At 43.7% G+C, this 14,762-nt stretch carries 14 protein-coding genes and 1 pseudogene; all 15 read left to right on the forward strand.

Annotation, left to right across the window (positions count from 1 at the left end):
- Positions 1–7: 7 nt before the first annotated feature.
- Positions 8–376 carry a hypothetical protein gene (locus tag OCV72_RS15060; RefSeq protein ID WP_055056439.1) on the forward strand — a complete coding sequence of 123 codons (369 nt, stop codon included), beginning with the start codon at positions 8–10 and terminating at the stop codon, positions 374–376.
- A 63-nt stretch (positions 377–439) separates the two neighbouring features.
- Positions 440–1,279 (forward strand): VirB6/TrbL-like conjugal transfer protein, CD1112 family, encoded by an 840-nt coding sequence (locus OCV72_RS15065; RefSeq protein ID WP_044961796.1) that lies wholly within the window; start codon positions 440–442, stop codon positions 1,277–1,279.
- 14 nt (positions 1,280–1,293) lie between these two features.
- Positions 1,294–1,764 (forward strand): DUF4313 domain-containing protein, encoded by a 471-nt coding sequence (locus OCV72_RS15070; RefSeq protein WP_055056427.1) that lies wholly within the window; start codon positions 1,294–1,296, stop codon positions 1,762–1,764.
- A 6-nt stretch (positions 1,765–1,770) separates the two neighbouring features.
- Positions 1,771–2,217 (forward strand): PrgI family protein, encoded by a 447-nt coding sequence (locus OCV72_RS15075; protein ID WP_055056440.1) that lies wholly within the window; start codon positions 1,771–1,773, stop codon positions 2,215–2,217.
- Positions 2,210–4,540: a VirB4-like conjugal transfer ATPase, CD1110 family gene (locus OCV72_RS15080; RefSeq protein ID WP_276554592.1), complete on the forward strand. Its 2,331-nt coding sequence runs from the start codon at positions 2,210–2,212 to the stop codon at positions 4,538–4,540. Before OCV72_RS15075 ends, OCV72_RS15080 begins: the two co-directional genes overlap by 8 nt.
- A gap of 68 nt (positions 4,541–4,608) precedes the next feature.
- Positions 4,609–5,406: a DUF6674 family protein gene (locus OCV72_RS15085; RefSeq protein WP_055056429.1), complete on the forward strand. Its 798-nt coding sequence runs from the start codon at positions 4,609–4,611 to the stop codon at positions 5,404–5,406.
- A 30-nt stretch (positions 5,407–5,436) separates the two neighbouring features.
- Positions 5,437–5,784, forward strand: coding sequence for a hypothetical protein (locus OCV72_RS15090; protein ID WP_021652009.1), 348 nt, complete (start codon positions 5,437–5,439; stop codon positions 5,782–5,784).
- Between the two features lie 27 nt (positions 5,785–5,811).
- A complete protein-coding gene (locus OCV72_RS15095) occupies positions 5,812–7,521 on the forward strand; it encodes a lysozyme family protein (RefSeq protein WP_055056430.1) in 1,710 nt (569 codons plus the stop codon).
- Positions 7,522–7,682: 161 nt separating this feature from the next.
- Complete coding sequence (locus OCV72_RS15100; RefSeq protein ID WP_172675983.1) at positions 7,683–8,045, forward strand: MmcQ/YjbR family DNA-binding protein; 363 nt, start codon at positions 7,683–7,685, stop codon at positions 8,043–8,045.
- A 44-nt stretch (positions 8,046–8,089) separates the two neighbouring features.
- Positions 8,090–8,508 (forward strand): annotated as a pseudogene (locus OCV72_RS15105) (nuclear transport factor 2-like protein).
- A 201-nt stretch (positions 8,509–8,709) separates the two neighbouring features.
- Positions 8,710–9,399: a response regulator transcription factor gene (locus OCV72_RS15110; protein ID WP_055056432.1), complete on the forward strand. Its 690-nt coding sequence runs from the start codon at positions 8,710–8,712 to the stop codon at positions 9,397–9,399.
- A complete protein-coding gene (locus tag OCV72_RS15115; protein WP_055056433.1) occupies positions 9,396–10,424 on the forward strand; it encodes a sensor histidine kinase in 1,029 nt (342 codons plus the stop codon). Before OCV72_RS15110 ends, OCV72_RS15115 begins: the two co-directional genes overlap by 4 nt.
- 20 nt (positions 10,425–10,444) lie before the next feature.
- A complete protein-coding gene (locus OCV72_RS15120; RefSeq protein ID WP_055056434.1) occupies positions 10,445–11,122 on the forward strand; it encodes an ABC transporter ATP-binding protein in 678 nt (225 codons plus the stop codon).
- Positions 11,109–13,712 (forward strand): FtsX-like permease family protein, encoded by a 2,604-nt coding sequence (locus OCV72_RS15125; RefSeq protein WP_055056435.1) that lies wholly within the window; start codon positions 11,109–11,111, stop codon positions 13,710–13,712. The genes OCV72_RS15120 and OCV72_RS15125 overlap by 14 nt, the downstream gene beginning before the upstream one ends.
- A gap of 80 nt (positions 13,713–13,792) precedes the next feature.
- Positions 13,793–14,416, forward strand: a complete 624-nt coding sequence (locus OCV72_RS15130) for a VanZ family protein (protein ID WP_055056436.1) — start codon at positions 13,793–13,795, stop codon at positions 14,414–14,416.
- Positions 14,417–14,762: the final 346 nt, after the last annotated feature.

Raw genomic sequence — 14,762 nt, forward strand, 5'->3', positions numbered from 1 at the left:
TGGAGGAATGCCATTGAAGAAAACAAATGAAATGCCAAAGAATCAAACAGGAAACCATGCCACGGTACCGAAACTTATGGGAAAAGGACCCAAATATCCCTTTGCCTTTTATGTGGCGCTGGTGCTGTCCATGACGGTAGGGGCAGTCCCGGTGCTTGCTGCCGGAGATCCGCTGGCGGTCATTAATAACCTGTCCACCTTTATCTTTTCCCTGATACGGGCCATCGGTCTGATCTTATTGGGATTTGGTGTGGTACAGGTAGGCTTGAGCCTCAAGAGCCACGATCCCAGCCAGAGAGCCAACGGGTTTCTGACGCTGGCAGGCGGCGTCATCATCACTTTCGCAAAAGAGATCCTGGACCTGATCGTTGGGTAGCAGGAAGAAATGGAAAGGGGCGGGGAGAGATTCTTCCTGCCCCGGCAAAGGAGGTGAAGCTGTTTGAGTGATAACTGGATTGTGCAGAACCTAAACTCTGCACTGAACACCTGGAATGAGAAGCTGGCAGAAATCTGGACACTACTTACCCAAAGCCCGGAATCTTTTAAGGGGGGAGATATTTGGAGTGTCATCACAGGAATCAACGGAGCGTTGACCGCCATTGGATATGGATTGTTGGTCTTGTTTTTTGCTGCCGGAATTGTCAAGACCTGTGGCAGCTTTACGGATATGAAGAAGCCGGAGCATGCCCTCAAAGCCTTTATCCGGTTCGCTCTGGCACAAGGCGCCATCATGTATGGCATGGAACTGATGACAGCGCTGTTTTCCATTGTGCAGGGGATTGTGTCCACCATCATGGCACAGTCAGGCATGACAAACGGGGGTGTGACAGAACTTCCGGCAGAGATTGTGGAGAAGATTGAAGCGGTGGGCATGCTGGAATCCATTCCCTTGTGGATCGTGACCTTGCTTGGAAGCCTTTTGATTACGGTGCTGTCCTTCATTATGATCCTTACGGTATATGGAAGGATGTTCAAGCTGTATATGTACACTGCCATTGCGCCTATTCCTATTTCCACCTTTGCGGGAGAACCCTCTCAGTCGGTGGGAAAGAATTTTATCAAGTCTTATGCCGGAGTGTGTCTGGAAGGGGCGATCATTGCATTGGCCTGCATTATCTTTTCCGTATATGCTGCCAGTCCGCCTGCAGTAGGGGATACCTCTTTGAGTGCAGTGACCATTGTGTGGAATTATATCGGAGAGTTGGTGTTTAACTTATTGGTACTGGTTGGGGCGGTAAAAGCATCCGACCGGATTGTAAAAGAAATGATGGGATTATAGGAGGAAGCAAAACCATGAATGAGAAGAACAACGGAAATAGAAACGAAAGAAAGACTTTGCCATTCCCTTGGGAATACGGGCAGGAAGAAATTACTTTGAAGGTATCCAGCTATGCTTATGGAAACGGGCTTGCGATTTTGATGTACCGCCAGGAAGAAGGGGAGTTGGAATTGTTTGATGATCTGACGGTAAATCTTCCGGGCGGGTATGGGCTGGAACCCCAAGAGGCATTTATAAGCGGCGATTTTACGAAGGACAAGCTGGCATTCATCGAAAAGAACAGGCTGGGAAACAGACTGCCGGGACAGGCCCGGTCAGGCTTTGCTACCTACACCCCGGTGGCGTTTGACCTTTCAAGGCTTGCCCAGTATGACCGGGAAGGGGTGGAAGAATTTTGCAGACAATGGGGGCTGGATGTGCCAAAAGAATCGGAAAAAGACCAAGGGAAACTTACAGGCAGAAAGAAAAGAGAAAGAGGGAGATAAAAATATATGGAAGTAAAAATGAATAAAGAAATCCGTAACTATCAAGAGTCCATGTTTATGGGGCTGAATTTGCGCCAGTGTATCTTTTCCCTACTTGCCATCGCTGTGGCAGTAGGAATTTATTTTGGTCTGGGAGACTATGTGGGGCAGGAAATGACTGGGTGGCTGTGTATCCTTGGGGCTGCCCCATTCGCAGCCTGCGGGTTCTTCCAGTATCATGGCATGAATGCGGAGCAGTTTGCCTGGGCGTATATCAAGTCCGAATTTTTATACCCCAAGCGATTGCTGTTTCAAAGCGAGGATCTGTACCATGCCTGCATGGAAGAAACTATGAGTCTTGGAGAAAAGACCAGGGGAGATGGTGCTGCTCTTTTGAAAAAGCGGGAACAGCGGGCAAGGAAAAAACAGATGAAGCAGAAAAAGAAGGCAGGAAGGAGTGGTGCGTTTGATTAAAACCTTACAACAGGCATTAAAAATGGACCGGGAGAAGTTCAAAGTCCCAAGGTCTGTCCAGCAGGCAATTCCCATCCAGCGGATTTGGCCGGATGGGGTGTTCCAGTCCGGGACGAAATTTTCCAAATCCTTTCGGTTTTCGGATATCAACTATGCCATTGCAAGCAAAGAAGATAAAACGGAAATGTTCTTAGATTACAGTGAGCTGTTAAATGCTTTGGATTCCGGCGCATCTGCCAAGATCACCCTGAACAACAGAAGAATCAATAAGGAAGAGTTTGAAGCCTCCCTGCTTTTGCCGGTGAAAGAGGACGGGCTGGATGAATACCGGAAGGAATACAACGAAATGTTGCTATCCAAGGTCAGCGGCACCAACAACAGCATTTATCAGGAACGGTATCTGACGATCAGTGTCCATAAGAAGAACATTGATGAGGCAAGAACCTATTTTGCCCGTGTGGGAACGGATATCATCACCCATCTGAGCAAGCTGTCCTCTATTGGGGAAGAACTGGATGCGGAACAGCGCCTGCAGATTTTCCGGGATTTTTTCCAGGCAGATGAACCCCAGTGCTTTCCCTTTGATATGAAGGCGTTTGCCAAACGGGGGAGCAGCTTTAAGGACTGGATCTGTCCCCAGTCCATGGAGTTTTCCAAAGACTGTTTCAAGATCAATGAGCGGTACGGACGGGTGCTGTATATGCAGGATTATGCCAGTTATGTAAAGGATGACATGATTTCGGAATTATGTGATTTGAGCCGGGATCTGATGCTGTCCATTGACATTCTCCCGGTGCCAACAGACGAAGCAGTGCGTGAAATCCAAAATCGTCTGCTCGGCGTGGAAACCAATGTGACCAATTGGCAGAGACGCCAGAATGCTAACAATAACTTTTCTGCCATTGTGCCCTATGATATGGAACTGCAGAGAAAAGAGACCAAAGAAATGCTGGATGACCTGACCACCAGGGATCAGCGGATGATGTTCGGCATCCTTACCATGGTGCATATGGCAGACAACAAGAAACAGTTGGATTCGGATACGGAAAGCATCTTATCCGTGGCAAGAAAGCATTTGTGCCAGATGGCAACTTTGAAGTGGCAGCAAGTGGATGGACTCAATACGGTACTGCCTTATGGCATCCGAAAGATCAATGCCCTTCGTACCCTGACCACAGAATCTACCGCAGTGCTGATCCCATTTCATACCCAGGAGATCATGCAGCCGGGTGGGATTTACTATGGGCAGAATGCGGTGAGCAAAAATATGCTGGTAGCAGACCGAAGGAAGTTATTGAATGGAAACTCCTTTCGTCTGGGTGTCAGCGGTTCGGGAAAAAGTTTCTCGGCAAAAGAAGAGATTGTGGATCTTGCCCTGTCTACGGAAGATGACATCCTCATTTTAGATCCGGAGTCCGAGTTCGGTTCTTTGGTAGAAGCACTGAATGGAGAAGTGATTACGATTTCCGCTACATCCAACACCCATCTGAATGCACTGGATATGGACTCTGCCTATGGAAACGATAAGAATCCGCTGATTGAAAAGTCGGAATTTATCTTGTCTTTGTTTGAACAGTTAGTGGGGGCTGGCAATCTGTCGGCAAAGGAGAAATCCATTCTGGACCGCTGTACCGCAGATGTGTACCGGGACTATATCCGAAGCGGTTACCAGAGCGAAGCGCCCACCTTGAAAGACTTGTACCGCCAGCTCATGCTCCAGCCGGAAGAAGAGGCCAGAGGACTTGCATTGTCTTCGGAACTGTTTATCAATGGAAGTCTCAATACCTTTGCACAGAAAACCAATGTGGATACGAAGAACCGTATCATTGCCTATGATATCCGGGAACTGGGAGAGCAGCTCATGCCTCTTGGTATGTTGGTCACCTTGGACAGCATCTTCAACCGGGTGATCCAGAACTGGAAGAAGGGAAAGACCACCTGGATCTTTGCTGATGAGTTTTATCTCTTGTTCCGGTATCAGTATAGTGCTGACTTTTTCTACCGGCTCTACAAGAGAATTCGTAAATACCAGGGATTTGTCACAGGTTTAACGCAGAACGTAGAAGAACTGTTAAAATCCGATACCGCAAGATTGATGCTGGCAAACAGTGAATTTTTGATCCTTTTGAATCAGGCAACCACAGACCGGGATGAACTAGCTTCCCTTTTGAATATTTCCGAGAACCAGTTATCCTACATCACCAATGTAGGCGCAGGAAAGGGACTGATCCGGTGTTCCGGGAATCTGGTTCCATTTGAGAACAGCTTCCCGAAGAATACGAAGCTGTACCGTTTGATGACAACGAAACCGGGAGAGTGTTAGTCGAAAAGAGATTTAAGGTGCTGCTGAACTTTCTTTGGCAGCACTTGTTTGGGAAGGAGGGAATGTAAATGGAAGAAAAAAGCACAGGGATTCAAGAAGTAAAAGAACCGCTTCGGGAGCAGGGTAGTATCCGGGCATTGCTGGAATTGTTGGAACAGCAGGGCATGGAGCAGGAAAAAGGGGACGTGCTCCGTATGGCAGACTATATTGATTCCATGGAAATGCAGCTGGGAACCGTCCTAAAGGAATTGGGAGAGGTGAAGAAGCAACTGGGTGTGATGCAGGAAAGCAAGGTCAAACTCTTTGCGGTGAACACAATCCAGAAGGTGGAACATCAGGTGCAAACACTTCGTTTTCAGGTGGGAGAATTTAAGACAAAGTTTGTGAAACGTGCAGAGCAGGCAGTTGTTGATTTTAAAGAAAAGGGGAAAGATGCCCTTGCCTCTGCGGTAAAGGGAATGCACCTTACGCAGGGATTACAAATACTTCAGTCTTCTCTGCACAGCGTGATGCTGTCGATGGATCAAAAGATTGATCGTCTGGGGAGTATGGCGGAAGAACTGCATGTTGCCAAAGGGCATCTGCGGAATGCATTTCTGGAAGCGGGTGGAAAAGAGGTGCGAAAGCTCACAGAACGCAATTCCGAACAGGGAATCATCTTTCAAACGCAGAAAGTGCTATTCCAGTCTATGCGGAGTATCCATCAGCTGGAACAGAAAACGGAGCGATTGCAACAGCAGATAGGGAAGCTGGAAGCAAGAGAAGGAAAACAACCGTCTGTGAAGGATACCCTGCAGAAACTGAGACAGGAACAACACCCTTTGAAGTTTGGTAAAGAAGAAAAACAGAAGTCTGCGGTTCGATAAAGAGAAGTTTTTCAAAGGGAGGTGAAATCCATGAAAGAAAAAACAACCATTACGTTTCTTGCAGCGGAGTGCGGGGAGTTCCATGGGATGGGGGAATGTATCGAATGTACATCTTTAAAAGAAGCATTCCGGCATTACCAGAGATTTTGCAAACGTTCCCCTCAGATGCTCCCGTCTTTGGAATTTTCCCTGCACCATGCAGAGGATCCTCTGTATAACGAGGGAGAATATCCATTAGTTACCGGGGAGAAGGGAAAAGAGTTATTATCCTATGTTCCCTATTATGCCAATCATCCGCTGGTGCAGGAAGCGGTAAGGGAACTGGAACAGCTGGAGAGTCAGCAGAAGAAAGCAAAAAAGCGGGGAAGGGAACGTTAGAAAGTACAGAAGAAGGGAGGTGTGTGATTGAAAGATATCAAAGAAAAAGTGCGGGATCAAAGTCCAAAGATCCGCAATCCAGCCTCCCGGCTTCCGAAGGAACTGGTGCGTTCTGCCATGCTGGAAACGAAAGAAAAGTCCAGTATTATGGCAGATAAGCTCGGAAGAGAAACGGGAGAGGAATCCCCGGTAGAATATGCCGGAAACCGCATCCAGCGTGTGGAACAGCGAGTGGGAAAGAAAAGTGCTTCGGCAGCCTATCGTGGCGGTAAGAAGCTGGCAGTGAAAACTTATGAGAAGTTAAAGGAGCAGAAACAAAAGCAAAGAGAAGCCACTGCCGCCTCTTTGGACGGAGAAACAGGAACGGGTGGCACATCCGTTCAGGCAGGGCAGACAAAGGCAAAGAAAGGGCGAACAGAAGCCAAAAGAAGCATTAAGGTCAAGCCGGAAGCAGAGAAAACGATCAAGGAAGCTGGAAATCGGACGGTAAAAACAGCGCCCCGTGTGGTGAAAGCCTCTCCGGTTTCTTCCCAGAAAGTGAAAACCCAGGCAGTCTTACAGAAAAAGCAAGCACTCAAATCCATGAAAGCAGCCAGAGAAGCGAAACGGGCTGCCATGCACTCGGTTCAGACTGCCAAGCAAAGTGCAAAGACTGCAAAGGCAACCGGAAGAGGATTGAAAGCCATGGCAGAAGCCGCCGCTCATGCAGTGAAAGCTGCATTTGCAGCACTGATGGCAGGTGGAGGCACAGTGTTTATCGTTCTGATTCTGATTGTGGGGATCATTGGGGGTGCAGCCTTTTTGGGGAATTCCCAGAGCAGTGAGGCATTAAGCGCAGAAGTACTGGTGCATACACCTGCCATTCAAAAGTATGCCAGCGAGTTTGGCATCCCGGAATATGTTCCGGCAATCCAAGCCATTATGATGCAGGAAAGCGGCGGCAGGGGAACGGATCCCATGCAGGCCAGTGAGTGTCCTTATAACACCCAGTATCCCAATACACCCGGTGCGATTCAGGATGCAGACTATTCCATCAAAGTGGGGATACAGTATTATGCGGATTGTGTCAGGGAAGCCGGATGTGAAAGTCCTCAGGATATGGAGAAACTGAAACTTAGTTGGCAAGGCTATAATTACGGGAATGGGTATATCTCATGGGCGTTGGAAAAATTTGGCGGTTACAGTGAAGCCAATGCGCTGCAGTTTTCCCAGGAGCAGGCAGCCGCCCATGGCTGGTCTGGTTATGGCGATCCGGAGTATGTGCCTCATGTGATGCGGTATTATTCCGGCGGCGGTTGGTTTGCCGGCCTATTTGGAAACGGACAGCTTGTCACCATTGCGAAAAGCCAGCTTGGAAATGAAGGCGGAGAGAAGTTCTGGTCATGGTATGGATTTGACAGCCGGGAGGAATGGTGTGCCTGCTTTGTCAGCTGGTGTGCTGATCAGGCAGGGTTGATTCAGAAAGGAGCAGTACCAAAGTTCTCCCTTTGTACTGCAGGCGTAGATTGGTTTCAGGAGAAAGGAAAATGGCAGGGGGCAGGAAGTGTCCCAAGTCCCGGCATGATTATTTTTTTTGATTGGGATCATGACGGAGCCAGTGACCATGTAGGAATCGTAGAAAGCTGCGATGGAACTACGGTACATACGATTGAGGGAAACAGCGGAGATGCGGTAAAGCAGAACAGCTATACGGTGAATTCCCAGTCCATTTTGGGATATGGACTGGTTGCTTACTAAAAAATGAGAAAAAATCAAAGAACGGATTGCAGATTGCATTGTAGGAGCAGAGGAACAATGCTATAATAGGAAAGCAGGCAGGGCGCACGTCCTGCTTGCTGATAAATATGAAAAGTACAATCATGAGATTGATAAAATAGAGTCATTGGGGAGTGGAATATTTGAAACGGGAAGAAATCTTTGAATATGTAAAAAAGCAATATGGAACAATTCCGGAATATCTTTGGAAGAGTTCTCCTAAGAGTGCAATACTCCGGCATAAAAATGGAAAGTGGTATGCAGCTATTCTGCGAGTTGAAAAATCAAAACTGGGTTTGAAGGAGGAAGGAACCGTAGATATCATCAATGTGAAGTGTGAACCGGATATGGTTGGACTTCTGACACAGACCTACGGTTTTCTGCCAGGGTATCACATGAATAAGAAGTATTGGATCACCATGTTGTTAGATGGAAGTGTAAGTGAGGCAAAAATCTTAGATTTTCTGGATATGAGTTATGATTTGATAGATGGGAAAAAGGATTGAGTTTAGAGGTTCTGTAACGAATTTGATATAGGAGGGATTCTATTATGGACAAGAGAGAACAGATGATCCGGTTATGGTTTTCTATGTGGCTGGAAAAGAAAGATTTGGGAATGGATGATATTTTTGCAGAGAACGTGAGTTATACAGAAAGCTGGGACCATGTTATAGCAATCGTGAAACCGTAAAGCATTGGTTTCAGGAATGGAATATGAGGGGGAGTGTAATCGCTTGGGATATCAAACAGTTTTTTCATAAAGAAAATCAGACCATTGTTGAATGGTATTTTAAAAATGTGATGGATAATGGGGATATTGAAGAATTTGATGGAATTTCATTGATTGAATGGTCAGCAGAGGATCAAATTCAATCCTTGAAGGAATTCGGCTGTAATCTTCATAACTACGATCCGTATCAAAAGAGTGATACGCCCCAATTCAGAGAAGAAAAAATTCATTGGTTTTAAAGTCAGGCAAGAGGTATAAAGTGATTTTAGCAAGTGACGAGAAGGTGTGTGGTGACATGCATCTTCTTTTTGTGTTTCAAAAGATTTTTAAGATTTCAAAAAGAAAATCATAAATTTTTCAATCTGTAACATTTCTAGGACATTTCTGTTGTAAAATAAGAATGGAAATGCTAGCAAAATTGTTGCAAAGGATGAAAAGGAATGAAACAGATTTTAATCGTAGAAGATGATGAACTTTTGAATAAAATGTTAGTTTACAACCTACAGTCAGAATCCTATGGGATTGTTTCGGTGGAAACGGTAAAAGAAGCCATGGAAGTGCTGAAGAGCCAACCGTTTGATCTGGTACTATTGGATATCAATCTTCCAGATGGAGATGGATATGCGATTGCAAAAACAATCCGGAAAAAATATAGCGATACCATTGTAATCTTTTTGACTGCAAATGACAGGGAAAGTGATGAGATCCGGGGGTATGAACTTGGAGCAGTAGATTATATCACAAAACCTTTTTCCATTTATTCCCTGCAGAGAAAAGTGGAAAATGTACTGCGTATGATGGGGCATCATGTGTCCATGCAGGATGTCTTTGATGATGGCAGGTTGTTTTTAAATTTTGCAGAGCAGACAGCTATGCTGGGTGGGAAGCCATTGACCTTATCTACTTTGGAGTTTCGGATGCTGAACCTGTTCTGTCAGAACCGCAATCGTGTATTAACGAGAAAGCAGTTGTTGGAAAAAATATGGGACTGTACAGAAAATTATGTGGACGAGCATACGTTAACGACAACGTTAAGCCGCATCCGGGGAAAGATTGAGACAGATGGAACGGTATATATCAAAACCGTATATGGCATGGGATATAAATGGACCGGAGGTGAAACAGCATGATAGGAAAGAAAACCTCTGTAAAAAAGATGTTTTTTTGGCTGACTGCCGGCATGGTACTCTCAATGACAGCAATCATATTGGTCTCCTTTTTTCTGACCAAAAATATCGCAGTGTTATGGGTTGGGCTGGCATTAACAGTCTGCGCTGCACTATGGATGCTTTTTATGGTACAACTGTTGGGAATGAGACTGTCAAATTTTACTTCTGAACTGTGCCAGATCCTGGATGACATGATGAACCGCAGTCAGGAACCTGAAAATGTATCCGACAGAGAGACGATTTTTGCCCGTATCCATCACCGCCTGGTGCGTCTGTATAATATTCTGCAGGAAAGCAACCGGAAGGTAGAAGCAGAGAGACAGGAATTACAGTCCCTGGTGTCAGATATTTCCCATCAGGTCAGGACTCCGGTGAGCAACATGAAAATGATTGTAGATACACTTTTGACAAAATCCCTGGAAGAACAGGAGCAAAATGAGTTTCTGAAAAGTGTAAGAGGACAGATCAATAAGCTGGATTTTTTAATACAGGCATTGGTGAAAACCTCCCGTTTGGAAACCGGGGTGATTCAATTAGAAAAAGAAGATCACTTTATATATGATACGTTAGCGCAGGCTATGAGCGGAATCGTATATTCCGCAGAGCAAAAAAAGATCCATGTATCTGTGGAATGTCCGGAGGATGTGCGTGTGTCCCATGACAGTAAGTGGACAGAAGAAGCGATTTTTAATCTGTTGGACAATGCGGTAAAATATACCCCGACAGGGGGAAGTGTCCATGTGTCTGTAGCGCAATGGGAAATGTATGTGGAGATAAAAGTATCTGATACCGGAAAAGGAATTTCAGAGAGCAATCAGGCATCTATTTTCAAGAGGTTTTACCGGGAAGAAGAGATTCATAATCAGCCGGGTGTTGGAATCGGTCTTTATCTGACCAGGGAAATTGTGACACAGCAGGGCGGCTACGTTACGGTGGAATCACAGGTGGGAAAGGGATCTGCATTTTCTATTTTTTTGCCGAGATAAAGAAATATATGGAGGATACTATGGCAGCTGTAAAATTAGTTTCACTTACAAAAGAATATCAAAATGGAGAAAATTATATAAGAGCCGTTGATGATGTATCCTTTTCTATAAAAGAAGGGGAGTTTATTGCAGTCATTGGTGCTTCCGGAAGCGGAAAGTCAACCCTGATAAATTTAATCAGCGGATTGGAAAAGCCAACCCATGGATGTGTTTATGTGCATGATGTAAATTTGACGCAATTATCTTTAGAAGAACAGATTTCTTTTCGCAGATGGCACATTGGTGTTGTTTTTCAAAAATATAATCTGATTCCTGCCATGAATGTGTTTGAGAATATCGTGCTTCCGGCAAAATTACTGGAGAGGACAGTAAATGAAAAAGAGGTTTTCCATTTGGCAAAAACTTTGGGGATCGAAGAGAAACTCTTTCAGATGCCGGATGAGTTATCGGGAGGACAGCAACAGAGAGCTGCCATTGCCAGAGCTGTCTACACCCATCCTACCATTCTGTTAGGGGATGAGTTGACGGGGAATCTGGATTCCAGAACCAGCGCCTCTGTTATGGAACTGTTAAAAAAGATCAGCAGGCAATATCAGCAGACCATGCTTGTGGTTACCCATGATGAAAAAATCGCTGCCATGGCAGATCGGATCATCCGCATGAAAGACGGAAGGGTGGTGGAAGATGAAAGACTATGATTATCACCGTCCGGCAGAAAAAGTGCTTTTGGATTCTTATCGAAAGCAGAACCGGAACAAAAACCGCCTTTTGTTTCTGGCAGTTGCACTTACCGTTGGAGTGATTTTCTGTATGATAAGTTTTGCCTATGGGAAGATCCAGGTGGACATCCAGAAACATATCCGGACAGATGGAATGACGGTGTCAACGTATCTTGAAAATGGTACAGAAGAAATGGCAGGACAGCTGCATACGCTTTCCTACATAGCAGAAACGGGAAAAGAAAAATTTGCCGGAAAACTATGCGATCAAACGATAAAATATTGCGACTGTGTTGTGGCAGATGAAACAGCATTTGAAACTATGCTCTGTCCGGCCTATACACAGATCATAGGAACGTATCCCAAACAGGAAAACGAAATCATGCTTTCCACCAAAACCTTAACGTATCTGGGAATTTCGGATCCAAAGGTGGGAATGGAATTAAAGCTGGATTTTTATTGGAATGATCTTTTCCAAACAAAAGGAACCGGACAACAGACGTTTCAGCTTTCCGGATATTTTACAGAATATCAGAATCAGGGGGCAAGTTTTTCCATTGCATTTTTATCCGAGAAGAAACTGAAAGAAAGCGGAGCTGGATGGAATCCCTGCAGGATACTGCTGAAACCGGAAAAGGATTCTGTCAGTGGCATACAGATGGAACAACAGTTGCAGGAAGATATCCGGTTGAAAGAAGGGCAGCGGATCGTCAGCATGGATTCGGCTGCATACCGGGCAGTGGAAGGAATGCTGGGAAGCTATGGATTTGCAGCCTTGTTCTCTTTCCTGATTCTGCTGTGTATGTTTTTGTTCATCTATAATATTTTGAATTTATCATTAGGAAAAGATTTACAGCAATATGGTCTGATGGAAGTAGTCGGGGTACAGCAGCATCAGATTATACAAGTGATATTTCGGCAGATGATGGAAGTTGTCTTGAAGGGAAGCCTTGCAGGCGTTGCCATAGGCAGTCTGGTGGTACTTGGAATCCTGCCCTCTGTCATTGGAAAACTGTATCTTGGACAGGCAGAAGAACTGGAGGGGATTTCTTTCTATCAGCCTGTGTTCTTTCTGATAGCCATTCTGCCAGTGGCAATGACTTTGGGTGTTGTGATACTTCTGGTAAAGCAAAAAATCAAAATCCTGAGTCCTCTGGAATGTATGAACTATGGAACTGGGAATGTTGCAGAGAAGAAACAAACAAAGAAAAAGAAAGCAGTTTTCCAAAGTTTTGGAAACAAGCCGGAAGTTTATCTGGCCAGAAGATATCTGTTTTACAATAAAAAGGCTTTTTTCATCACCATGATTTCTCTGACCATAGGTTGCGGCTTAGCGCTTGGATCTTCGGTGATTGTAAAGGGAGTAGATCTGCAAAACCAGTTTATGAAAGAACCTGATTTTCAAATCCGTATCACACAGGAAGCCTGCAGCACACTGATGGAAACTTCCCCGGATACAGAAAATATGGTCTTTTTCCCGAAAGAATTCTTGGAGAACATCAAGCAGACTGCCGGAAACAGCCTGCAGGATGAAACAAAGATCCAGGGATTTTACCCTATTATCGGGAAACAAGGTCGGGATAGCATCAAGTTATTAAATGACGGGGAAACCGTTCCGACTGTAATCCAAAAAATTTCTTCTTCTGAAAAAGAAAAACTGCAGGAATTTTTGAAAGAGCAGGAGATAACAGCAGACTGGGAAACATTTACACACGAAAACGGAACGATTCTTCTCCATGATCACAGAGTATCAGAATATGCAGAAGAGCAGGCATTGGAGCAGCTTGGAAATACAATAGAAGTGTATGATCTGGTTCCGGTGGGAACCGATATGTCCGATCTGCTTCCAGAGACACTGGTAAATTGCGGGTATCTGGATATTACAAAGGAAGGATTTCCGGAATTAGAGTTGTGCTGGGATGGCAGAAATACCAATCTTCTTCTTGTAACAGAGGAAACCTTTGAAAACCTGTCAGAGAATCTGACCCCACAGACCTTTGAAATGAGCTTTTCTGTAGAAAAGGAACAGGAATCCGGCTGCAAAAACAGGTTAAAGGGAATGATCCAAACAGAAAATATGGAATTTCAGTCTGAAAACGGATATGCGGAGCAATTAAATTTATTCCAGATGGAGAGTCGGTCAGACCTTTTATTAAAAGAACAGGAGTATATTCAGACCAGCAGGCTGTTGCTTCTGGTAATCAGCGGATGCCTGATCTTTATTGGGATTATGAATTTTTTAAATGTAAGGGTAACGGACATGTTACTTCGAAAAAAAGAATGTGCCATTATGAATCGTGTGGGAATGACCAGAAAGCAGTTGCAGCGGATGTTCCTTGCAGAAGGAATTTTTACCTGGCTGTTGCTGAGTGTTCTGATATTGACCGTTGGTACAATATTGATTTGCGGGATTGGATGGTATATGAAAACCGAGATATCTTATTTTGTTTTTTCTTATCCAATCAAAGAAATGGTTGCTCTACTGATGATTTTACTTGCAGGCAGTATTCTGGTACCAGAAATTTTATATAAAAAGTTTAAGAAAAATTTTCGATTTTTCGTTGGATAATTTTAAATTTTTGCTGTTATTCTTATGAAAGAAACGGACTGGCAAATATATGTAATGAGTTCATGTAAAGGAGTGAAAATATGTTACCAATTTCCGATATTCTTATTCGCTCAATAAGTGGGTATGTGTTTATAATTCCAGTTCTTATATTGTATTTTTTATATCTTAAAAAATCGGGACGCAAACAAAGCATTTTTCATATTACCGCTGTATTTGTGTTTTGTTATTATTTATTTGGAATTTTAACTGTAACAGGTATTGGTTATACAAGCACAATATCATTTCGTCCCCAAATTTCTATAATTCCATTTTGGGGTATGATAAGTGGACCAATAGATACCATACTTAATCTTGTTTTATTTGTGCCTTTGGGCTTTTTCTTACCATTACTGTATAAGAAGTATCGTCATATAAAGAATGTTGTACTAACTGGCTTTCTGTTTTCCTTATCTATTGAAATTGTTCAGATGTTTGGCTGGGGGGCAACAGATATAAATGACCTTATTATAAATACAGCAGGAGCATGTTTAGGATATTTGATATATTATCTGCTGTCAAAAATCTTACCCATTAATTTTAGAAAAAGGCTTCAGTCCGAAAATGTTAATGACATGGTCGAAATAATGTTATATGCAATTTATATATTTATAGTTATGATTACAGTTCAACCATGGGTAGTTCATAGTTTACTCAATATCGGATAAAAGTGAGTATTGATTATGCTTCAATCAATAAAATTGCAAAATGCAATTTTGCAAACTTAATATTACTACAAATAAAGCAGTTAGTCTTTAGGATTGACTGCTTTTTAGTGCTGTTTTGTTATCATATCAAGGCTCATTCAATCGTGGTAAAATGAATGGTTTTCTATACTTTAAAATACTTGAAAGTATAGTGTTTATGTGGATAATCTAAAATTAGATATAAAATTTTTGTTAAAAACGAATATTAAATAATGGAGGCAAAGATTGAAAATGAGAAGTAGAGGGTATCCATTCCCTTAAGCACACGACAAATAAGCCATCTTTCGGTGGCTGCTTTAAAAATTGA

Source organism: Dorea amylophila, assembly GCF_025567265.1.
Lineage (GTDB): Bacteria > Bacillota > Clostridia > Lachnospirales > Lachnospiraceae > Dorea_A > Dorea_A amylophila.